Genomic DNA, 21285 nt, shown 5'->3' with positions numbered 1-21285 from the left:
GTGATGAGCATGTCCGAGCCGACGACGGTCGGCGGCCGCTACGAACTCGGCGAGCTGCTGGGTCGCGGCGGCATGGCCGAGGTCCGCAAGGGTGTCGACACCCGCCTGGGTCGCACGGTCGCGGTCAAGAGGTTGCGCACCGACCTGGCCTCCGACGCGACCTTCCAGGCCCGCTTCCGGCGTGAGGCGCAGTCGTCGGCCTCCCTGAACCACCCCGCGATCGTCTCCGTCTACGACACCGGCGAGGAGTGGAGCGACGCGGCCGACGGCGGAGTCGCCCAGCCCTACATCGTCATGGAGTACGTCGCCGGGCGCACCCTGCGCGAGATCCTGCGGGAGGGGCGCAAGATCCTGCCCGAGCGCGCGCTGGAGATCACCAGCGGCGTCCTGGCGGCGCTCGACTACAGCCACCGCGCGGGGATCATCCACCGCGACATCAAGCCGGCCAACGTCATGCTCACCCCCTCGGGTGACGTGAAGGTGATGGACTTCGGCATCGCGCGTGCCGTCTCCGACGCCTCCTCCACGATGACGCAGACCGCGGCCGTGGTCGGCACCGCGCAGTACCTCTCCCCCGAGCAGGCCCGCGGCGAGACCGTCGACTCCCGCTCTGATGTCTACTCCACCGGCTGCCTGCTCTACGAGCTGCTGACCGGCCGTCCGCCGTTCGTGGGCGAGTCCCCGGTCTCGGTGGCCTACCAGCACGTGCGCGAGCCGGTCACCCCGCCGTCAGAGATCGACGCCGACCTGCCGCCCGAGATCGACGCGATCGTGCTCAAGGCGCTGGCCAAGCGCGTCGAGGACCGCTACCAGTCCGCCGCGGCCATGCGCCAGGACATCGAGCGCTACCTGGCCGGGCAGGCCGTCTTCGTGGCGCCGACCCCGCAGCCGCCGGCGACCGGCCAGACCGCCGTGGCGACGCCCGCCGTCCAGGCAGCGCTGGGCGACGACCGGACCGCGACGCGGACCGCGGCCAAGGACAACCGTCGTGAGCGCAGCGGCCTCTTCCTGCTGATCCTCGGCCTGCTGGTCGTCCTGATCACCGCGGCCGTCTTCGTGCTGCCGCGGATCTTCGAGAGTGCAGACGACCAGGTGCGGGTCCCGAACCTGATCGGGATGACCGAGGCCGAGGCGCGCGAGGCGATCGGCGAGGCCGAGCTCAAGGTCGGCCGCGTCGACTACGAGGCCAACGAGGACGCCCCGGCCGACGAGGTGACCAGCCAGGACCCGAGCGCGATCTACGTCGACCCGGGATCCACCGTCAACATCGTGGTCTCCACCGGCGCCCCGATGGTCGAGGTGCCCTTCCTCATCGGCCAGGACCGCAAGTCGGCCCGCGAGGTGCTGGAGGACCGCGGCCTCGAGGTGCGCTTCCAGACGGCGGAGTCCGACGAGCCGGTCAACCAGGTGGTGCGCACCGACCCGGCCGCCTACAAGGAGGTGCCCGAGGGCACCGTGGTCACGCTGTTCGTCTCCGACGGGCCCGAGAAGATCCCGGACGTCGTCGGCCTGACGCAGCAGGAGGCGACGGACGCACTCACCAAGGCGGGCTTCACCGTCGACGTGTTCGAGACGGGTGAGACGACCGAGCCGAAGGGAACGGTCATCCGCCAGAGCCCGGTCGCCGGCCGCGAGGCGCCGTCGGAGACGACGGTGACGATCTTCGTCTCCACGTACGAGGCCCCGACGCCCCCGTCGACCTCCCCGACCCCCAGCCAGACGCCGACGCCCGACGGCACCCCGCCGGGCGTGCCGCCGGGCCTGACCCGGCCGTGACCCAGCCCTGACCCAGAGCTGGTCCCGACCCGCCCTGAACTGGTTCGACCCCTGCCCGGCACGTCCGGTCAGGGGTCGTTCAGCTGTTGCGGGGTCTGGTCAGGAGTCCGTCAGCGGGGCGGCGTACTGGAAGGTGACGGGACCGCTGAAGGCGGGGGCAGTGACCCAGTCCTCGAGCTGGAGGTCCCAGCGCACGGCGATCTCGGGGTCGGCGACCGCCTCGCGGTAGATGCCGATGGCGCGGTCGGTCTGGATCTCGTTGTAGATCTCCAGCTGGTCGCCGACGGCAGTGATCACGTAGGGCGGCGAGAAGGGCTGTCCCTGCAGCTGCACGGTGTTGCCGCTGCACTTGATGCCGGTGGTGGAGATCAGGCGCTGGCCCTGGATCGTCACGGCCTCGGCGCCGCCGCGCCACATCGCGTTGACCACGGCCTGGATGTCCTGCTGGTGCACGACCATCTCGTTGACCTCGTCGCTGGTCTGCGCGGTGGCGATGACCTCCTCCGGGGCGTCGTCGAGGGTCACCGTGACGCCGGCACCCGACCGCGGGGTGAAGCCGGCCGGGTCCTCCATGGTCTTGACCCGGGCGTTCGTACGCTGCGCCTTGCGGTCCCCGACCGACGCCGTGAGAGCCTTGACCTCGGCGTCGAGCTCGGCCGCGCGGGCGTTCAGCTCCTCCAGCTCCTCGGTCTCGGCCTCCACGATCGAGGCCATGTCGGTGTAGCGGGTGGGGCGCAGGTCGGTACCGTCACTGTTCTGCGCACTCACCATGAAGAGCGTCCCGCTGAGCAGGAAGACCACGGGCGTCCCCCAACGCCATGCCCGGCGTGGGGGGGAAGCGTGGGATCCGTGCGTCATGGCGACTACGCTAACTGCGCCCACCAACACACGTCTCACCACACACCACGAGGAGCACGGCGGTGTCCAAGCCCAAGGCCAAGAACGAGTCGCTGGTCGAACACAAGGAGAAGCTGTTCTCCGTCCGGCTGCTGATCGCGGTGCTGCTGCTGGTGGCGGGAATCGCCTGGATCGCGTACTACTACGCGGGCGTGCGTCCCGACCCGACCGTCTTCCCCGCGGAGAAGCCGGGTGGGCCGAAGTTCGTCGGCGACCTCGGCAAGTGGAACTACCTGATCGGCTTCGGCGCGATCATCGTCGGTCTGATGGTCTCCGCGCACCCCTCCACCCCGCTGGGCCGCGGCCGCGGCGTGGTCGTCGGGATGCTCGGCTGCTTCCTGATCGGGCTGCTGTGGATCTGCACGTTCTACATCTTCAGCGGCGACAAGATCTACGACATGTGGGTCTTCAACGACCTGCAGAACTACAACCTGCTGGTGGGCATCGGCTTCATGGCGGCGGGCTTCTCGTTCGCCACCCGCTGGGAGTGACACCTCCTCCACACCCGCACCTCGCGAGGGCCGCATCCGTTCCGACGGGTGCGGCCCTCGCTGCGTCCTGGACCCCCTCGTGTGGTTTGGGCACCCCTGTGGCGGGGCACTCCCTTCTCCACAACTGGGGAGAACTCTGTGGACGAATTACACCCCTGTAGTTATGCACAGGCTCATCCCCATCTGTGGATGATTTTCCGACTCCTCCAGCCCGAAATGCCTTGGTTCTCCACAGGCTGAAGAGCTCCGGTGGCCGTTTCGGGAGGCTCCCTCCACAGGCTTCCCCGGAACCACAAGAACCCGCCCCGAGGGGCGGGTTCTCTGGCGTTGTCCGCGTGGTTCTCGGGCGGTGAGCCGAGCTGTCGTTCGCGGGCGCCCCGTGGCCCCGGCAGCGACCGACGGGCGTACGCCGTCAGGCCAGCGCCAGGCCGCGGGCAGCGAAGGCGACCGCCACCAGCAGGGTCAGCACGCCGAGCCCCAGCCACTGCCAGGACGACCGCTTCTTGCCCTTCGGTGCCAGCACGATGGCGGCGGTGGCGAGCGCGCCACCCACGAACCCGCCGAGGTGGCCCTGCCAGGAGATCCCGGGGACGGTGAGGGTGATGAAGGCGTTGAGGGCGAGCAGCATCAGCAGCCCGCGCATGTCGCCACCGACGCCAGGAGATGAGCAGCAACGCCCCCATGAGGCCGAAGACGCCACCCGAGGCACCCAGGGTCGAGGACTGCTCGTCGGCGAAGGCGAAGACGGTGGCCCCGGCCGCCAGCGTCGAGAGCAGGTAGACGGCCAGGAAGCGCCACCGTCCGAGAACCTGCTCGATCGGCGGGCCGAGGATCCACAGGCCCAGCGCGTTGAGCGCGATGTGCCAGATGTCGACGTGCGTGAAGCCGTGCGTCAGAACCTGCCACAGCGCCCCGTCGGAGAGGCCGGGGTGCCACGTGGCGCCGGGGACCTGGGAGCAGAGCGCGGAGTCGGTGGCGTTGGGGAACCACAACCCCTGCTCGCCGCTGATGCAAACGACCCACGGGGGTCAGCATCAGCTTCTCCGCGAGCCACGACGAGGCGCGCCGGTGGCCACGACGGCGACCCAGACCGCCACGTTGACCGCGATCAGCCCGATGGTCGTGGTCTGGGGATTGCTCGAGCGCCGGCCCCCGAAGGGCGTGAGGCCGCTACGGGTCTGTTTGGCGCCCTCGCTGACGCAGCTGGGGCACTGGAATCCCACGGCGGCGTCGCGCATGCACTCCGGGCAGATCGGCCGGTCGCAGCGCTGGCACCGGATGTAGGTCTCCCGTCCGGGGTGCCGGTAGCACTGCGGCACCCCGGACGAGGACTGCGTGGGATCGACGGGAGGCTGGGCCGACTGGTCGTTCACAGGTCTCCTCGTGCCGTCTCGTCGTCCGCGCGCTGGATCAGCGGGTGATCTCGACGCTCTCGATGACCATGGGCTCGGTCGGACGGTCCATGCGACCGGTCGGGGCCGAGCCGATGGCGTCGACGACGTCGCGCGACGCCTGGTCGGCGACCTCACCGAAGATGGTGTGCTTGAAGTTGAGCCACGTGGTCGGGGCCAGCGTGATGAAGAACTGCGAGCCGTTGGTGCCCGGGCCGGCGTTGGCCATGGCGAGCAGGTAGGGCTTGTCGAAGACCAGCTCAGGGTGCGGCTCGTCCTTGAAGGTGTACCCGGGGCCTCCGGTGCCGGTGCCGAGCGGGCAACCACCCTGGATCATGAAGTCGGCGATGACGCGGTGGAAGCCGAGGCCGTCGTAGTAGGGGACGCCCGAGCGACCGGCGTCGTCCTTGTACTCCTTGGTGCCCTCGGCCAGACCGACGAAGTTGTCCACGGTCTCGGGAGCGTGGTTGGGGAACAGGTTGATGACAATGTCACCCTTGTTGGTCTTCAGGGTGGCCTGCAGGTCAGCCATGGGGCGCCTCTCGATCAGTGGTGGGAACTTGCCCCCTGATCCTGCCACGCAGGGCCGACAGCCCCGCCCGCGCCGTGGCCTCTGGTGGTCGTTTGCGTGGCGTGGTGAGATGGACGCACCAACCGAAGGAAGGGATCGAGATGGGTTTGCGCAAGCAGAAGTCGTTGATCGAGAAGGCACATGACGTGGCCGACCAGGTGAAGCCGCAGGTCGAGGCGGCGCTGGAGCAGGCGGCCGAGCTGGCGCAGGAGGGCCTCAAGCAGGCCGCACCCCTCATCGAGCAGGGCAAGGCCAAGACCGCTGCCGGCCTCGCCCAGGCCGCACCCCTCGTGGAGCAGGGCAAAGCCAGGACCGCTGCCGGGCTCGCACAGGCGGCCGGTGCCGCAGCCGCAGCCGCGGGTGCAGCGCACGAGTTCGCCGATGCCAAGGCAGCCGAGCTCACCCCGAAGGAGCCGAAGTCCAAGGGCAGCAAGCTGCGCAAGTTCATCCTGTTCGGCGGCCTCGCCGCCGTCGCCGGTGTGGTGGCCAAGAAGCTGACCGGACAGAAGGAGGCCGCCAAGTGGCAGCCTGCTGCGACGCCCGCCACCCCCACCCCGCCGCCCGCCCGGGCCGCGTCGACCACCCCGGCTGCCGCCCCGGCGACCGACGACCCCGCCGGTGCTGACCCCGCGGAGGCGCTCGCCGACGCCACCGAGGCCCCGCACCCGGTCACCACGCCCGACAACCCGGCTGACGTCGTCGACGTCCCGGAGTCGCCGTCGGTGACCAACCCGGACGCGGACGGCACGGACGGGCCGCGCGTCTGACGTACGCCTCCACACGCGCCGAGGCGGCACCTCACCGGGAGACCGGAGGGGTGCCGCCTCGACTGCGTACTGGGTGTGCGGGCTCAGCGCGTCAGCTGATGCCCAGGCGCTCCAGGTGGAGCAGAGAGGCCAGGTAGGTGGCCTCGATCTTGTCCTCGACGCTCGAGAAGTCGCGGTAGGCGAGCAGCGAGTCGTCGCGCGGCGACGTCCCGGCGGCCGGGAGCACGTGCGCCTCGACCTCGGGCGGCAGCTCGGCGAGCTCGCGTACGAAGCGGTGCCGGCGCGCGATCTCGAAGGAGACGCGGGCGACCTCCCACGGCTTGCTCGGCACGGTCAGCGGACGGTCGATGCGCCCGACCTGGAGCACGAAGATCCGGGTGGCCCCCATCGCCGCGGCGCGACCCAGCGGGATCGAGTTGACGATGCCGCCGTCGAGGTAGTGCTCGTCGCCGACCCGGGCGGGCGGCAGGAGTCCCGGCACGGCGGCGCTGGCCAGCACGGCGTCGATGACGGGACCGTCGATGAACCAGTGCTCGGCGGCGCGCTCGATGCTCGAGGCGCAGACCTGGAACTCCACGGCGAGGTCGGAGAAGTCGGCGTCGCCCAGCTCGGCGCGCAGCAGCCGGCGGATCGGCTCGGGGTCGGCCAGGTGGGTGCCGCTGGAGACCGCACGCTTGACCGTCCGCAGCGGGGAGTCGCCGTAGAGCTCTCGGGCCAGCTCGGTGCCGCGCCACAGCGTCGTCATCCGGTCGACGGCCGTCAGGGTGGGCTCGTGGGCGACGATGGCGCCGTTGAGGGCGCCGATGCTCGTGCCGATCACCAGGTCGGGGGTGATGCCGCGCTCGAGGAGCGCCCGCAGCATGCCGACCTCGACGGCACCCAGGATGCCGCCGCCCCCCAGCACGAACGCAGTCTTCACGACTGCAACTGTCCCACCTGGTCGGCACTTCGTGCACCGAAGTCGGCCGGGTGGTCGCGCTTGATGCGCTGCGTGGCCTTGTGCTCGGCCCAGAAAGAGACGACCGGGATGGTGCCGGCGGCGAGGATGCCGAGGGTGAAGGCCATCGTCCACTTCGCCTTGCGGGCCAGCGAGAAGGCGAAGACCAGGAAGATCATGTAGAGCCAGCCGTGGGCGGTGCCCAGGATGCTGGTGATGAACTCGCCGATGTTGTTGGCGCGGCTGCCCTCGTCGAACCAGTTCGGGGTCGGGATCTTGTCACCGACCACATCGGGGAGCCGTCGAAGTTCGACAGCGGGACGCCGATGAGGCAGAGCACGATCAACAGCACGCCCACCACGTAGGCCATCACGCGGTAACGAGTCAGAGCCTTCTTCACACGGTGAGGCTACCCGTCGACGGCAACCGGGTCGGGCTCACGGGCGTTGACGACCTCGTCACGGCACCAGCGCAGCCAGATGAAGGCGGCGAAGCCGGCGAAGATCCACCACTCGAGCCCGTAAAGCAGGTTGCGCAGGCCGGTGGTGGCCGCGACCTCCGGCACCTCCTCCACCCCGACGGGCTCGAGGCCCTCGGCGCCGGCGTTGGTGTTGTCGGCGTCGGTGTCGACGACCGCGAAGCCGCCGTAGAGGTCCTGGTCGACGTGCTGGATCGCGTCGGCCAGGCGCACCTGAGGGATGACGTCGTCGGAGCGGTCGGAGTCGGTCACGCCGGCCGTGCCCTCGGGCGGCTGCAGCCAGGCGGTGACCTCGGCGGTGCCGGTCGGGACCGGGGGCCGCGGGTCGATGGAGGCGACCCAGCCCCGGACCACCAGCAGGGCCGGAGCGGTCGCCGCGTCGGTGGCGTCCCCGACGGCCAGCGGCGTCAGCACCCAGTAGCCGCTGGCGTCGCCGCGGTCGCGCCCCTCGACGTACAGGGTCGAGTCGCCCAGCCAGGTGCCGCTCGCGGTGACCGGGAGCGAGACGGCGGCCTGCGGGAACGGGTCGTCGGGCCCGAGTGCCTCGTCGAGCGGGACCGGCTCCTGCGTGGAGCGGTCGGTGGTGCCCTCGTCGCGCTGCGACTGCCAGGAGCCGACCTGCCAGAAGCCGAGCGTCACCGCGACGCCGACGCAGAAGAGGGCGAAGAGGTGTGCCCCGATCGCCACAGGGCGGAGCAGGACGGGGGCGGGCACGTCCCCGAGTCTAGGCGGGGCGTGGGTGGCGCCGGCGCCACCTCAGCAGCAGCATGACCCCGGTCACGAGGGCGGCGACGACGCCTCCGGCGACCGCGGTCTGGGCGAGCGGGCTCAGCGGTACGTCGGCCCCTCGCGCTCCGTCGTCTACGGGCGTACGCGCGTCGGCCGGCGGCTCGTGCCCGGCGGCCTCGGTGACGGAGCAGAGGTTGGTGCTGAAGTCGTCGCCGGCGCCGACGACGTACTCCTCGCCGACGACGAAGTCGGTGTCGACGCTGCTCTCGACCTGCTGGACGAGGTTGAGCGGCCACCACGCCTGGTCCTGGCCGCCCTGCACCCACACCTCGTCGGCCAGGTCGGGGCCCGCCCAGACCCGGTCGACCTCGAAGCGGGTGTAGCCGGTGCGGTTCTCCACGGCGGTGCCGGAGAAGATGATCGGCCTCGACTCGGGCGGAGACTCCGCCTCGGCGCAGGACGCAGACGCGGGCGCGGCGGCCGCCAGCGCAAGCGCGGGGAGCAGGGCGAGGGCCGCGAGCGCGGCCGGCAGGCGTAAGAGCACGGGAGCCTCCTGAGGTCTGGAGATGGGACGCCGCCGGGCGGCTGCGGGTTCCCTCGGCAACTGTGGAGAAGACGCGCCTCAGGCGGCGCGTCCGCGCATCAACTCCGCAGTTCCTCGACCGTGGCCGGCATGACGACCCGGCCGTCGCGGATCTCCGTGGCCAGCTCGTTGATCCGCAGCCCCGACTCACCCCAGCCGGGGACCTTCTCGGTGTGCACGACCGGCCAGATGAGCCCCGTGCGCAGTCGGACCTCGATCTCCCAGTGGACGCCGAGGACCATGCGCGCGACCACGTAGAAGGGGAGCAGCAGCAGGAGCAGCATCACCTCGAGGGCAACGACCAGTGCGAACGCGAGGATCGGCAGCAGCAGGAGCACCAGCACGACGACGAGCACGACGCCCAGGAGGTCGTCGGCCCCGCCGAAGTCACCGCCGGGGAAGTCTCCGGTCATGTCGAGGTCCTTGGCCTTGCGCCGCCACGGGAGCCAGCGCCGCGTGACGCTGTACGAGGTGCCGGCCGGCGCGGTGGTCATCATGCGCGCCATGATGGCGTACGCCGGTGCTCACCGCCGGCGAAGAGCCCGAACGGCCGGCCACATGAAGAGCAGGCCCGGAGGGAAGCCTCCGAGCCTGTTCAGTGGAGCCTGGGGGACTCGAACCCCCAACCCTCTGCTTGCAAAGCAGATGCGCTACCAATTGCGCCAAGGCCCCGGATGACTCCGGAAGGAGTCGGTCAGGCCTTGCCCACGGTGTCGGTCGCCTCCGCCCAGAGCGCCTGTTCGGCCTTGCCCTGGTCGAGCTTCTTCTTGGCGAAGAGAGCCGCTACGGCGGCGAGGACCAGCAGAAGGATCTTCTTCATCTCGTCCCCTGTCCGGCAGTGTGTGCAAGAACTGGTGGGCCTAACAGGACTTGAACCTGTGACCTCTTCCTTATCAGGGAAGCGCTCTAACCGTCTGAGCTATAGGCCCTCCCTCGGTCAGACCGAGCGAGGCTGCCACCGAGGTGACAACCGAGGGGAAACGTTACCCGACGCCTCACCCTCACGACAAAACGGGTCAGTGGGAGTCCTCCGAGAGGGTCAGCTCGATGCCGCCCAGCAGGGCTGCCGCCATGTTGTAGAGGAACGCGCCCAGGGTCGCGATCGCGGTCAGCAGGATGACGTCGATGACCGCGACGACCAGGGTGAAGCCGAGGACGCGACCCATCCCGACGTAGTCACGGATGTCGAAGGTGCTGGCCTGGTCACCGCTGGTGATGACGGTGGCGACCGTGTCGTTGACCGCGTCCCACAGGCCGGCGGCGCCCAGGATCGTCCACACGATCAGCACGGCCACGAAGGTGACCACGCCGAAGGCGACCGACAGCAGGAACGACGTCTTCATGACCGACATCGGGTCGATGCGGGTCAGTCGCAGCCGGGCCCGACGCGCAGGCTTGCCGGCCTGCGTCGTCGGCGCCATGGCGGCGGTGTCGCTGTGCTCACGACTCGCCCTGGCCAGCGTCTCCTTCACCCGCGTCGAGAACCCGGGGCTGACCGCGGTGTCCTCGGCGGAGGTGGATCCGTTGCTCTTGGCCATCAGGAATCATCCTCAGTCGTCTCGGTGACGGCCCCGGCCTCGGCGTCTGCCTCGTCAGGGGCCTCTTCGTCCGCAGCATCATCGCGAGCCTCGACCGAGCGGGCAACCACGGCCACCGAGTCCCCCTTCTTCGGGGAGACGAACTTCACGCCCATCGTGGAGCGCCCGGTGGGCCGGAAGTTCTCGTCGATGGGGCTGCGTACGACCTGTCCACCCTCGGTGATCGAGAGGACCTCGTCGCCCTCCTCGACGATGAACGCACCGACCAGGACGCCGCGCGCCTCGTCGGCCAGCTTCATCGCCTTGATGCCGATGCCGCCACGCGACTGCACGCGGTACTCGGGGATCGGGGTGCGCTTGGCGAAGCCGCCGTCGGTGATCGTGAAGACGAACTGCTCGTGCAGCTCCTCGACCTGCTCGCCCTCGACCTCGGCCTGCGTGGGCTCACCCGGCACGACCTCGCCGTCGACGACCTCCGCCGCCACCTGGCTGGCTCGGATCACCGACATCGACAGCAGTGCGTCGCCGTCGCGGAACTTCATGCCCGTGACACCTCCGGTCGCGCGACCCATCGGCCGCAGCTGGTCGTCGGAGGCCTCGAAGCGCACCGACTGGCCCTTGCGGGAGACCAGCAGGATGTGGTCGTCGGGGTGCACCAGCTCGGCGCCGATCAGCTCGTCGTCGTCGTGGCGGAAGTTGATCGCGATGACGCCGGCCTGGCGCGGGCTGTTGTAGTCGCCCAGGCGGGTCTTCTTGACCAGGCCCTGACGGGTGGCGAGCACCAGGTAGGGCGCCTGCTCGTAGTCGCGGATGGCCAGAACCTGGGCGATCTTCTCGTCCGGCTGGAACGACAGCAGGCCGGCGACGTGGCCGCCCTTGGCGTCGCGGCCGGCCTCGGGCAGGTTGTAGGCCTTCGTGCGGTAGACGCGACCGGCCGAGGTGAAGAAGAGCAACCAGTGGTGGTTGGTCGTCGCGATGAAGTGCTCGACGACGTCGTCGCCGCGCAACGAGGCACCGCGTACGCCCTTGCCGCCGCGCTTCTGGGTCCGGTACTGGTCGGCGCGGGTGCGCTTGGCGTAGCCACCGCGGGTGATGGAGACGACGAGTTCTTCGTCGGGGATCAGGTCCTCCATCGAGAGGTCGCCGTCGGCGGCGATGATCTGCGTACGACGGTCCTCACCGAACTTGTCGACGATCTCGGTGAGCTCCTCGACGATGATCCGGCGCTGACGCGCCTCGTCGGCGAGGATGTCGAGCAGGTCGGCGATCTCGAGCTCGATCTTGGCGAGCTCGTCGATGATCTTCTGGCGCTCGAGCGCCGCCAGGCGACGCAGCTGCATGGTGAGGATGGCCTCGGCCTGGACCTCGTCGATGTCGAGCAGCTCGATCAGGCCGCGGCGGGCGTCGTCGACCTCGGGGGAGCGACGGATGAGCGCGATGACCTCGTCGAGCATGTCGAGGGCCTTCACCAGGCCGCGGTAGATGTGCGCGCGCTCCTCGGCGGCGACCAGCAGGAACTTCGTCCTCCGGACGATGACCTCGATCTGGTGGGTGACCCAGTTGGAGATGAACTGGTCGATCGTGAGCGTGCGCGGCACGCCGTCGACCAGGGCCAGCATGTTGGCCGAGAAGTTGGTCTGCAGCTCGGTGTGCTTGAAGAGGTTGTTGAGCACGACGCGGGCGACGGCGTCACGCTTGAGCACGACGACCAGACGCTGACCGGTGCGCGAGGAGGTGTCGTCACGCACGTCGGAGATGCCCTGCACGCGACCGGAGTCGGCGAGCTCAGCGATCTTCAGGGCCAGGTTGTCCGGGTTGACCATGTAGGGCAGCTCGGTGATGACCAGGCAGGTACGGCCCTTGGCGTCCTCGTCGATCTCGACGACGGCACGCTGCTGGATGGAGCCGCGGCCGGTGCGGTAGGCCTGCTCGATGCCGTTGCGTCCGACGATCATCGCCGCGTTGGGGAAGTCGGGGCCCTTGATCCGCTCGACGAGCGCGTCCTGCAGCTCCTCGCGGCTGGCGTCGGGGTGCTCGAGCGCCCACACGGCGCCCTCGGCGACCTCGCGCAGGTTGTGCGGCGGGATGTTGGTGGCCATGCCGACCGCGATGCCGGCGGAGCCGTTGACCAACAGTTGGGGAAGCGGGCCGGCAGGATCGTCGGCTCCGAGGAGCGACCGTCGTAGTTGGGCTGGAAGTTGACGGTGTCCTTGTCGATGTCCCGGACCATCTCCAGCGCCAGCGGCGCCATCCGGCACTCGGTGTAACGCATGGCGGCCGCGGGGTCGTTGCCCGGCGACCCGAAGTTGCCCTGGCCGTGGATCAGCGGCGCGCGCATCACCCACGGCTGCGCGAGGCGTACGAGGGTGTCGTAGATCGCGGTGTCGCCGTGCGGGTGGTACTGACCCATCACGTCACCGACGACGCGCGAGCACTTCGAGAAGCCGCGGTCGGGGCGGTAGCCGCCGTCGTACATGGCGTAGAGGACGCGGCGGTGGACGGGCTTGAGACCGTCGCGTACGTCGGGCAGCGCGCGGCCGACGATGACGGCCATCGCGTAGTCGATGTAGGAGGCCTTCATCGACTCCTGGAGGTCGACCTCCATGATGCGGTTGCCGCCGATGGCGTCCTGCGAGTAGACGTTGTCGCCGTTCGGGGTCTCAGTCACGATTGCTCTCTCTGATTCGTTCTATCGATGTCTAGGTTCTGGGATAGAAAACTAGATATCGAGGAATCGGACGTCCTTGGCGTTGCGCTGGATGAAGGCCCGTCGCTGCTCGACGTCCTCACCCATGAGGATCGAGAAGATCTCGTCGGCGCGGGCGGCGTCGTCCAGGGTCACCTTCTGGAGGAGGCGCTGGTCGGGGTCCATCGTGGTCTCCCACAGCTCGTCGGCGTTCATCTCACCGAGACCCTTGTAGCGCTGGACGGGGTTGTCCTTGGGGAGCTTCTTGCCGTTCTCCAGGCCCTCGCGCATGAGCGCGTCACGCTCGGCGTCGGAGTAGACGAACTCGTGCTCGGCCGGCTTGTTCCAGCGCAGGCGGTAGAGCGGCGGCATCGCCATGTAGACGTAGCCGTGCTCGATGAGCGGCTTCATGAAGCGGAAGAGCAGCGTGAGCAGCAGGGTGTTGATGTGGTGGCCGTCGACGTCGGCGTCCGCCATCAGCACGACCTTGTGGTAGCGCAGCTTCTCGACGTCGAACTCCTCGTGCACGCCGGTGCCGAGCGCCGAGATGATCGCCTGGACCTCCTGATTGCCCAGGACCTTGTCGATGCGCGCCTTCTCGACGTTGAGGATCTTGCCGCGGATCGGCAGGATCGCCTGGATGCGGGGGTCGCGCCCCGACTTGGCGGAGCCGCCTGCGGAGTCACCCTCGACGATGAAGACCTCGCACTCGGCCGCGTTGGTCGACTGGCAGTCGGCCAGCTTGCCGGGCAGGCCACCGCCACCGAGCAGGCCCTTGCGGTTGCGGGCCAGGTCGCGCGCCTTGCGGGCGGCGATGCGGGCGGACGCCGCGGCCTGGGCCTTGCGGATGATCTCCTTGCCCTCGGCCGGGTTCTGCTCGAGCCAGGCGCCGAGCTGGTCGTTGACCACGCGCTGGGTGAAGCCCTTGGCCTCGGTGTTGCCGAGCTTGGTCTTGGTCTGGCCCTCGAACTGCGGCTCGCCGAGCTTGATCGAGATGATGGCGGTCAGGCCCTCGCGGATGTCGTCACCCGAGACCCTGTCCTCCTTCTTCTTGATCAGGCCCCATTCCTCGCCCCAGTTGTTGACCAGGGAGGTGAGGGCTGCACGGAAGCCCTCCTCGTGGGTGCCGCCCTCGTGGGTGTTGATCGTGTTGGCGAAGGTGTGGACCGACTCCGCGAAGGATGAGTTCCACTGCATCGCGACCTCGAGGCTCATGTGCCGGTCGTCGCCCTTGGCGCCGAACTCGGCCGAGTCGGCCTCGAAGGCGATGACGGTGGCGTTGGCCTTGTCCTTGCGGCGGTTGAGGTATTCCACGTAGTCGACCAGGCCGCGCTCGTACTTGAAGACCTGCTCGATGCCGACCTCGTCGCGGTGGATCGCGTCCTTGGCCCGGTCGGCCTCGGTGGTGTTGTCCTCGATCACCTCGGCCAGCTCGGCGGCGCTCTCGCGGTGGTCACGCACCACGATCTCGAGCCCTCGGTTGAGGAAGGCCATCTCGCGGATGCGGGTGGTGATGGTCTCGAGGTCGTAGTCGGTGGTCTCGAAGATGTCCTCCGAGGCCCACCAGGTCACCGACGTGCCGGTCTCCTCGCCGTCCTCGAGGGGGCGGACCTGCTCGAGCTCGCCGTCGGGGACGCCGACGGTGAACGACTGGCGCCACAGGTGGCCGCGGTTCTTCACCTCGACGACGAGGTTGCTGGAGAGCGCGTTGACGACCGAGACGCCGACGCCGTGCAGACCACCGGAGACCTTGTAGCCGCCACCACCGAACTTGCCGCCGGCGTGCAGGACGGTGAGGGCGAGCGTGACCGCGGGCAGCTCCTGGCCGGGCGCGGTGCCGGTCGGGATGCCGCGACCGTTGTCGGTCACCGTGACGGAGCGGTCGGGGTTGAGCGTCATCACGATCCGGTCGCAGTGACCGGCGAGCGCCTCGTCGACGGAGTTGTCGACGATCTCCCAGATGAGGTGGTGCAGGCCGCGGACACCGGTCGAGCCGATGTACATGCCGGGCCGCTTGCGGACGGCCTCGAGGCCTTCGAGCACCTGGATGGCGGAGGCGTCGTAGTCGCCGCTCACCTTCGTGTCACCAGACGTGTCCCCAGAGCCCTGGGCCGCGGGGGCGGTCTCCTCGGTCGTGGGAACTTCTTCGGCCGGGGTCTCAGCGCTCAACGCAGGTCCTTTTCCACTCGTCCGGGTGTCGGAGTCGACACACGTGCAAGGGCCGCCTCTGGCCGGTGCCCACACGCGTACGCGGGGCAGGCGGGCGACCCGTCAACCAGTTTAGCGGTTCCGGGCGACAAAACCACAGATCAACCCTCGGTGGACGCCCACGAATGCGTCGAGAACCCTCTCAGGCGCCCTGCAATCGCTGATCTGCGCGACGAACAGGGGGTGGAATGACTCCCCACATGGTCCGGGGGCTCCCAGATCGGCAGAGAGGCGATCAGCGTCGTTCGGACGATCGGTCTCAGCCGTAGGTGTCGCGGGGCCCGCGACCACCCGAGGAGCGGGGCCCCTTCTTCCAGCTCGGGCCGTGCGGGCCCAGCACCTCGATCACCAGCACGGTGCCGTGGCCCAGCTCCTGGTTGAGCCGGCGTACGAGGGTGGGGGCGAGGAGGCGCAGCTGGGTCGCCCACGCCGTCGAGTCGGTGCGTACGACGAGCTTGCCGTCGGTGAGCGTCTCGGGCGTGCAGTGGTCGGCGACCTCCGTGCCGACGAGGCTCGCCCACTGTCCGAACACGCCCTGCACCTTGAGGTCGGTGTCCCAGCCCCGGTTGGCGACCAGGCGGTCGAGCGTGGACCCCAGCGGCTGTGGGTCGCGGTCGTCGGGGTGCGCGCCGGAGAAGCGGCTGCGGCCCCGGCGGCGGGCGGCGAAGGTCCCGTCGCCGCCGCGGCGCTGCTTCTTGGCCGGGGCGCCGGGGGCGCGGCTGGCCGCGCGAGCGGCCGCGAGGGCCAGGTCGAGGCCGTCGGCAGCGGGGGAGTCGGCCGTCGAGGCTTCCTCGGGAGGGGGGTCGGCGGGGGAGTCAGCAGGGGAGTCGGTCGGCGCGGGGGAGGATGCGACGCCCTCCAGCGGCTCGTCAGTCGACACGGGTCACCTCCCCTTCCGCGACGCTGAACCGCACGCCCGCCAGCGACTCCGGCACGTCCTCGGCCACCGCCGCGGTGATCATCACCTGCTCGGCACCGGCCACCAGCTCGGCGAGCTGCTGGCGGCGACCGGAGTCGAGCTCGGCGAAGACGTCGTCCAGGATCAGGATCGGGTCGTCGCCCTCCGAGCGCAACAGGTCGTACGCAGCGATCTTCAGCGCCAGCGCGAACGACCAGGACTCGCCGTGCGAGGCGTACCCCTTCACCGGCAGGCGCAGCTCGTCGTTGCCGAGGGTGAGCAGGAGGTCGTCGCGGTGCGGACCGACCAGGGTGATGCCGCGGTCGAGCTCGTCGCGGCGTCGCGCCTCCAGCTCGAGGGCGAAGACCTGGCTCACGGTCTCCCGGTCGGGGCGCTCGCCGGGGCCCCCGGTCAGCTCGAAGGAACACTTGTACTCGACCTGGGCGTCGTCGCGCGACGCACCGCGGGCCACCGCCTCGTACGCCTTGCCGACGTAGGGTGCGAGCCCGTCGACCAGCTCCATCCGGTGCAGCAGGATCTCGGTGCCGAGCTCGACCAGGTGGGAGTCCCAGACCGCGAGCGTCGACATCGCCGACTCCGAGGCGCTGCCGCCGCGTCGTGCGGCGCCGGCCGACTTCAGCAGCGAGTTGCGCTGCTTGAGCACGCGGTCGAAGTCGGAGCGGACCCCGGCGAGCCGCGGCGTACGCAGCACCAGCAGGTCGTCGAGGAAGCGTCGACGGTCGCTGGGGTCACCCTTGACCAGGGTCAGGTCCTCGGGGGAGAAGACCACCGTGCGCACCAGCCCGAGCAGGTCGCGGGGCCGGGGGAGCGCGGAGCGGTTGATCCGCGCCCGGTTGGCCCGGCCCGGGTTGAGCTCCACCTCCAGCGTCGCGGCGCGTCCGTCCTTGACCACCACGGCACGCACCAGCGCCTGCTCGGCACCCGCCTTGATCAGCGGGGCGTCGGTGGCGACCCGGTGGGAGCCCAGCCGGGAGAGGTAGTCGACCGCCTCGACGAGGTTGGTCTTGCCCTGCCCGTTGCGGCCGATGAAGGCGGTGACGCCCGGCTCCAGGCGCACGTCGACGTCCTCGTACGACCGGAAGTTGTGGAGCAGGAGGTGCTGGACGTGCAACGCGGCCTAGCTCTCCCCGGTGGTGGGGCCGGCGCCGCTGGCGCCGTTGGCCTGACCGGCGCCGGCCTGCTTCGCTGCCTCGGTCTGCGAGGCACCACCGTCACCGGCGACGTCGCCGCCGGCCGGGGGCGGGGTGTGCACGGCGTGGCCACCGAACTGGTTGCGCATCGCCGCGATCGCCTTCATCGCGGGGGAGTCGTCCTGGCGCGAGACGAAGCGGGCGAAGAGGGCCGCCGTGATCGCCGGGACCGGGACGGCGTTGTCGATCGCGGCCTCGACGGTCCACCGGCCCTCGCCGGAGTCCTCGGCGTAGCCGCGGATCGACTCCAGGCCCGGGTCGTCGTCGAGCGCGTTGACCATCAGGTCGAGCAGCCAGGAGCGGATCACCGTGCCCTCACGCCAGGAGCGGAAGACCTCGGTGACGTTGTCGACCATGTCGACCTTCTCGAGCAGCTCCCAGCCCTCGGCGTACGACTGCATGATCGCGTACTCGATGCCGTTGTGGACCATCTTCGAGAAGTGGCCGGCGCCGACCTTGCCGGCGTGGACGGCGCCGAAGTCGCCCTCGGGCTTGAGGGTGTCGAAGACCGGCTGGACCTTCTCGACGTCGGCGGCCTCGCCGCCGTACATCAGGGCGTAGCCGTTCTCCAGGCCCCAGACGCCGCCGGAGACGCCGCAGTCGACGTAGCCGATCTGCTTCTCGGCGAGGAAGGCGGCGTGGATCTGGTCGTCGGTCCAGCGCGAGTTGCCGCCGTCGACGACGACGTCGCCGGGGCCGAGCAGCTCGGCGAGCTCCTGGACGGTGGCGCGGGTGGCGTCGCCGGCCGGCACCATCACCCACACGACCTTGGGCGAGGGGAGTGCCTCGACCAGCTCGGCGAGGCTGGAGACGTCGCTGACGTCAGGGTTGCGGTCGAACCCGACGACCGTGTGGCCACCGCGGCGCAGGCGCTCGCGCATGTTGCCGCCCATCTTGCCGAGTCCGACGAGTCCGAGATCCATGAGGTTCCTCCGTGGGGGTGGCAGGTGGGGCGTGCAGGTCAGGAGAGCAGGCGCCTCGGCATCAGCAGGTAGCGGAAGGTGCTCTCCCCGCCGCCGTCCGTGGCCGAGATGACCACCGGCTTGGTGGCCTGGGTGAAGGCCAGGTCGATCTTCTCGCCGTTGATGGCGCTCAGGCCGTCGAGCAGGTACGTCGGGTTGAAGCCCGTGACGATCTCGTCACCGTTGATGTCGGCGCTGACCGCCTCGGTCGCCTGGGCCTCGTCACCCGACTGCGAGTCGAGGACGATCTCGCCGTCGGCGAACTTCATCTGGACGGCCGTGTTGCGCTCGGCCACCAGCGCGACGCGCTTGACGGTGTCGATCAGCTCGGCCTTGTCGACGGTGGCGACCGTGAGGTGCTCCGACGGGAAGAGGCTGCGGACCTTGGGGAAGTCGCCGTCGAGCAGGCGCGTGGTGGTGCGTCGTACGCCGTCGGGGGTGTTGCCCTCGAAGCCGATGATGCCCTCGCCGCCCGAGGCGGAGATGGAGATCGTCACGTCGCCGCTGAGCGTCTTGGCGGTGTCGCTGAGCACCTTGGCCGGGACCAGGGCGGCCAGCGAGGCGTCGGTGGCGGCCGGGCGCCAGGTCAGCTCACGGTGGGAGAGGCGGAAGCGGTCGGTGGCGAGCAGCGACATGCGGTCGCCCTCGATCTCGATCCGGACACCGGTGAGGACCGGCAGCATGTCGTCGCGGCCTGCGGCGGTCACGGCCTGGGAGACCGCGCTGGCGAACTCGTCACCGGCGACCACGCCGCTGGCCGGCGGGACGGTCGGGAGCGAGGGGTACTCCTCGACGGGCATCGTCTGGAGGCTGAAGCGACCGGCACCGCACTTGAGCTCGAGCTTGGGGCCGTTGAGCTCGAAGTCGATCGGCTTGTTGGGCAGGCTGCGGCAGATGTCGGCCAGCAGGCGACCGCTGACCAGGACACGCCCCTCGGCGCTGACGTCGGCACGGAGCTCGGCGCGGGCGGAGGTCTCGTAGTCGAACGCGGAGAGGACCAGGCCTGCTTCGCTCGCCTCCACGAGAAGGCGTGCGAGGACAGGAGCACTGGGACGCACGGGCAGGCTGCGGGCAGCCCACGCGACGGCGTCGGCGAAGACGTCGCGTTCGACGCGGAACTTCACTCTTCGTTCCTCCGGATCTTGTAGTTCGCGGTGACTGGACAGGAATCCTGCCATGCGGTGGCGACAGTTGTCGCAATGGTCAGAATGACATCCATGTAGTTACGCACCACTTCTCGGCGTTGTCCCCAGATCGTGGGCCGAGTGGTTTTTCACTGGGTCGAGTCAATGGATAGATGAGTTGTTGTCGTAGGGCCTGTTGAAACTGTGGAGAACTCTCGTTCCTGCAGGTCAGCCCGGAGATCACCCCGTGCATGGAGTGTGGAGGACGACCGGCACTCTCTAGGGCCCATGTGGACGGAGCGCAGTTCCTCCGTGCCGGCCCCTGGTGGTGCACAGGTCTGTGGATGAATCACGGGCTTGAACCACAAGAAATTTCACAGCCCGCCGACCGTGTCGTTCGACGGGCGTCGAGGACCGGGGGCGGGCTGCGCGGTGGTGCTGCGGAGGGGGCTGTGGGCAGCTGCTCAGCTGCTGCGGGCCTGCATCTTGATGCGGTTGGTGAGCTCGGAGACCTGGTTGAAGACCGCGCGGCGCTCGGCGAGGAGCTGGTTGATCTTGCGGTCGGCGTACATGACCGTGGTGTGGTCGCGGCCGAACTCCTTGCCGATCTGGGGCAGGGACATCGAGGTCAGCTCGCGGCACAGGTACATCGAGATCTGACGGGCCATGACCAGGTGGCGACCGCGGCTCGGGCCGCACAGGTCGTCGATCGAGACACCGAAGTAGGCAGCGGTCTGCGCGATGATCAGCGGAGAGGTGATCTCCGGCTCGCCGCCCTCGGGGATCAGGTCCTTGAGGACGATCTCGGCCAGGGTCATGTCGACCTCCTGGCGGTTGAGGTTGGCGAAGGCCGTGACACGGATCAGCGCACCCTCGAGCTCACGGATGTTGGTCTGGATCTTCGAGGCGATGAACTCCAGCACGTCCGGCGGCGCGGTGAGCCGGTCCATGGCGGCCTTCTTGCGCAGGATCGCGATGCGGGTCTCGAGGTCGGGCGCCTGGACGTCGGTGATGAGCCCCCACTCGAAGCGGTTGCGGAGCCGGTCCTCGAGCGCCTCGAGCAGCTTGGGCGGGCGGTCGGAGGTCAGCACGATCTGCTTGTTGGCGTTGTGCAGCGTGTTGAAGGTGTGGAAGAACTCTCCTGCGTCTGCGTCTTGCCCTCGAGGAACTGGATGTCGTCGATCAGCAGGACGTCGACGTCGCGGTACTTGCGCTTGAAGCGGTCCTGGCGGTCGTCACGGATCGCGTTGATGAACTCGTTCGTGAACTCCTCCGACGAGACGTACCGCACCTTGGCGCCCGAGTAGAGCGAGCGCACGTAGTGGCCGATCGCGTGCAGCAGGTGGGTCTTGCCCAGGCCGGACTCGCCGTAGACGAGGAGCGGGTTGTACGCCTTGCCCGGCGCCTCGGCGACCGCGACGGCCGCCGCGTGCGGGAAGCGGTTGGACGAGCCGATGACGAAGGTCTCGAAGGTGTACTTGGGGTTGAGCCGCGTCTCGAGCGACGAGGCCGCACCGGCAGGTGCGTAGCGCTCGCGCTCGTCGTACGCCGGGGTCGGGGGCAGCTCGACGACGTTGTGCGAGGGCATCCAGACCGGCTCACCGGCGGCGGGCTCACTCGTACGCGGTCCGGCGAACGTCTCCGGGGCGGGGTCGGCGAAGTGCGTCGACTCCTCGATCGTCGGCAGCGGGGCCGACTCCTCCTCGAGCGCCGGGTTGACGGTCACCGCGATGCGGATCTCGCGACCGAAGCGCTCGGTCAGGGTCTCCTCCAGCTGGGCCCGCAGGCGGCCCTCGAGCTGCCCACGCGTGAAGTCGTTGGGCACCGCGATGATCGCGGTGTTCTCGTGGAGGGTGACCGGTTCACTGGCCCTCAGCCAGGCCCGCTGGTTGGGCTGGAGGGCCTCGACGACGCTCCTCCACACGGTGTTCAGGTCCACCGGGTCGTTCTCCACTTCTTCATCCCCCCACTGAGCTGGTGCCGAAGCGTGGACGTCACGGTTGGCTGACTGACTTCCACAACTTTATCCACAGGTTGT

The 21285-nt window shown here is 69.5% G+C and carries 19 protein-coding genes, 2 tRNA genes and 3 pseudogenes; 3 read left to right on the top strand and 21 right to left on the bottom strand.

What is annotated here, in order from left to right:
* Nucleotides 1-9: 9 nt before the first annotated feature.
* A complete protein-coding gene (pknB, locus tag E2C04_RS00110) occupies nt 10-1776 on the top strand; it encodes a Stk1 family PASTA domain-containing Ser/Thr kinase (protein WP_202977945.1) in 1767 nt (588 codons plus the stop codon).
* 99 nt (nt 1777-1875) lie between these two features.
* Here pknB and E2C04_RS00105 read toward each other — a convergent pair whose 3' ends face one another.
* On the bottom strand, nt 1876-2634 hold the full coding sequence (locus tag E2C04_RS00105) for a DUF881 domain-containing protein (RefSeq protein ID WP_135831040.1): 759 nt from the start codon (nt 2632-2634) through the stop codon (nt 1876-1878).
* 62 nt (nt 2635-2696) lie between these two features.
* On the opposite strand from E2C04_RS00105, the gene E2C04_RS00100 reads away from it, so the two are divergent.
* Nucleotides 2697-3164 carry a cell division protein CrgA gene (locus E2C04_RS00100; protein ID WP_135831039.1) on the top strand — a complete coding sequence of 156 codons (468 nt, stop codon included), beginning with the start codon at nt 2697-2699 and terminating at the stop codon, nt 3162-3164.
* Nucleotides 3165-3576: 412 nt separating this feature from the next.
* Here the strand turns inward: E2C04_RS00100 and E2C04_RS18925 are convergent, their stop codons facing one another.
* From E2C04_RS18925 to E2C04_RS00085, 4 genes and pseudogenes are all read right to left on the bottom strand, one after another.
* Complete coding sequence (locus E2C04_RS18925; protein WP_238694365.1) at nt 3577-3807, bottom strand: hypothetical protein; 231 nt, start codon at nt 3805-3807, stop codon at nt 3577-3579.
* A gap of 52 nt (nt 3808-3859) precedes the next feature.
* Nucleotides 3860-4156, bottom strand: a pseudogene (locus E2C04_RS21715) (rhomboid family intramembrane serine protease); the annotation flags it as partial.
* Nucleotides 4157-4198: 42 nt separating this feature from the next.
* On the bottom strand, nt 4199-4537 hold the full coding sequence (locus E2C04_RS18170; protein ID WP_135831038.1) for a B-box zinc finger protein: 339 nt from the start codon (nt 4535-4537) through the stop codon (nt 4199-4201).
* A 37-nt stretch (nt 4538-4574) separates the two neighbouring features.
* Nucleotides 4575-5087 carry a peptidylprolyl isomerase gene (locus E2C04_RS00085; RefSeq protein ID WP_135831037.1) on the bottom strand — a complete coding sequence of 171 codons (513 nt, stop codon included), beginning with the start codon at nt 5085-5087 and terminating at the stop codon, nt 4575-4577.
* Between the two features lie 140 nt (nt 5088-5227).
* Here E2C04_RS00085 and E2C04_RS00080 point away from each other — a divergent pair, with 140 nt between their 5' ends.
* Complete coding sequence (locus E2C04_RS00080) at nt 5228-5893, top strand: hypothetical protein (RefSeq protein ID WP_135831036.1); 666 nt, start codon at nt 5228-5230, stop codon at nt 5891-5893.
* A 91-nt stretch (nt 5894-5984) separates the two neighbouring features.
* Here the strand turns inward: E2C04_RS00080 and E2C04_RS00075 are convergent, their stop codons facing one another.
* The 16 genes and pseudogenes from E2C04_RS00075 to dnaA all read right to left on the bottom strand — a co-directional run bounded on the left by E2C04_RS00075 (nt 5985) and on the right by dnaA (nt 21201).
* The gene (locus E2C04_RS00075) at nt 5985-6812 is read right to left on the bottom strand and encodes a patatin-like phospholipase family protein (protein WP_135831035.1); all 828 of its coding nucleotides are present in this window, start codon (nt 6810-6812) and stop codon (nt 5985-5987) included.
* Nucleotides 6809-7120, bottom strand: coding sequence for a DUF3817 domain-containing protein (locus E2C04_RS00070; RefSeq protein ID WP_135831034.1), 312 nt, complete (start codon nt 7118-7120; stop codon nt 6809-6811). Before E2C04_RS00070 ends, E2C04_RS00075 begins: the two co-directional genes overlap by 4 nt.
* A gap of 119 nt (nt 7121-7239) precedes the next feature.
* A complete protein-coding gene (locus E2C04_RS00065; protein ID WP_135831033.1) occupies nt 7240-8022 on the bottom strand; it encodes an SURF1 family protein in 783 nt (260 codons plus the stop codon).
* Between the two features lie 10 nt (nt 8023-8032).
* Nucleotides 8033-8581: a hypothetical protein gene (locus E2C04_RS00060; protein WP_135831032.1), complete on the bottom strand. Its 549-nt coding sequence runs from the start codon at nt 8579-8581 to the stop codon at nt 8033-8035.
* Nucleotides 8582-8679: 98 nt separating this feature from the next.
* The gene (locus E2C04_RS00055) at nt 8680-9117 is read right to left on the bottom strand and encodes a hypothetical protein (RefSeq protein ID WP_145965121.1); all 438 of its coding nucleotides are present in this window, start codon (nt 9115-9117) and stop codon (nt 8680-8682) included.
* Nucleotides 9118-9219: 102 nt separating this feature from the next.
* A tRNA-Ala gene (locus E2C04_RS00050) sits at nt 9220-9292 on the bottom strand.
* Between the two features lie 22 nt (nt 9293-9314).
* Nucleotides 9315-9440 (bottom strand): DLW-39 family protein, encoded by a 126-nt coding sequence (locus E2C04_RS18920; RefSeq protein WP_229721394.1) that lies wholly within the window; start codon nt 9438-9440, stop codon nt 9315-9317.
* Nucleotides 9441-9472: 32 nt separating this feature from the next.
* A tRNA-Ile gene (locus tag E2C04_RS00045) sits at nt 9473-9549 on the bottom strand.
* Between the two features lie 87 nt (nt 9550-9636).
* Entirely contained in the window at nt 9637-10158 is a 522-nt protein-coding gene (locus E2C04_RS00040) for a DUF3566 domain-containing protein (RefSeq protein WP_135831030.1), read from the bottom strand.
* A pseudogene (gyrA, locus tag E2C04_RS00035) lies at nt 10158-12826 on the bottom strand (DNA gyrase subunit A). The gene E2C04_RS00040 and the pseudogene gyrA overlap by 1 nt, the downstream one beginning before the upstream one ends.
* Before the next feature lie 51 nt (nt 12827-12877).
* Complete coding sequence (gene gyrB / locus E2C04_RS00030; protein ID WP_170213475.1) at nt 12878-15013, bottom strand: DNA topoisomerase (ATP-hydrolyzing) subunit B; 2136 nt, start codon at nt 15011-15013, stop codon at nt 12878-12880.
* Between the two features lie 298 nt (nt 15014-15311).
* Nucleotides 15312-15932, bottom strand: a complete 621-nt coding sequence (locus tag E2C04_RS00025; protein ID WP_135831029.1) for a DciA family protein — start codon at nt 15930-15932, stop codon at nt 15312-15314.
* Entirely contained in the window at nt 15922-17082 is a 1161-nt protein-coding gene (gene recF, locus E2C04_RS00020) for a DNA replication/repair protein RecF (protein WP_135831028.1), read from the bottom strand. Before recF ends, E2C04_RS00025 begins: the two co-directional genes overlap by 11 nt.
* Nucleotides 17083-17088: 6 nt before the next feature.
* Nucleotides 17089-18084, bottom strand: coding sequence for a phosphogluconate dehydrogenase (NAD(+)-dependent, decarboxylating) (gene gnd / locus E2C04_RS00015; protein ID WP_135831027.1), 996 nt, complete (start codon nt 18082-18084; stop codon nt 17089-17091).
* Between the two features lie 38 nt (nt 18085-18122).
* Nucleotides 18123-19247, bottom strand: coding sequence for a DNA polymerase III subunit beta (gene dnaN / locus E2C04_RS00010; RefSeq protein ID WP_135831026.1), 1125 nt, complete (start codon nt 19245-19247; stop codon nt 18123-18125).
* A 464-nt stretch (nt 19248-19711) separates the two neighbouring features.
* Nucleotides 19712-21201: pseudogene (gene dnaA / locus E2C04_RS00005) on the bottom strand (chromosomal replication initiator protein DnaA).
* Between the last annotated feature and the right edge of the window lie 84 nt (nt 21202-21285).

The sequence above is a fragment of the Nocardioides daphniae genome, assembly GCF_004777465.1.
Taxonomy (GTDB): Bacteria; Actinomycetota; Actinomycetes; order Propionibacteriales; family Nocardioidaceae; genus Nocardioides; species Nocardioides daphniae.
This window is presented reverse-complemented; position numbering and strand designations above follow the sequence as displayed.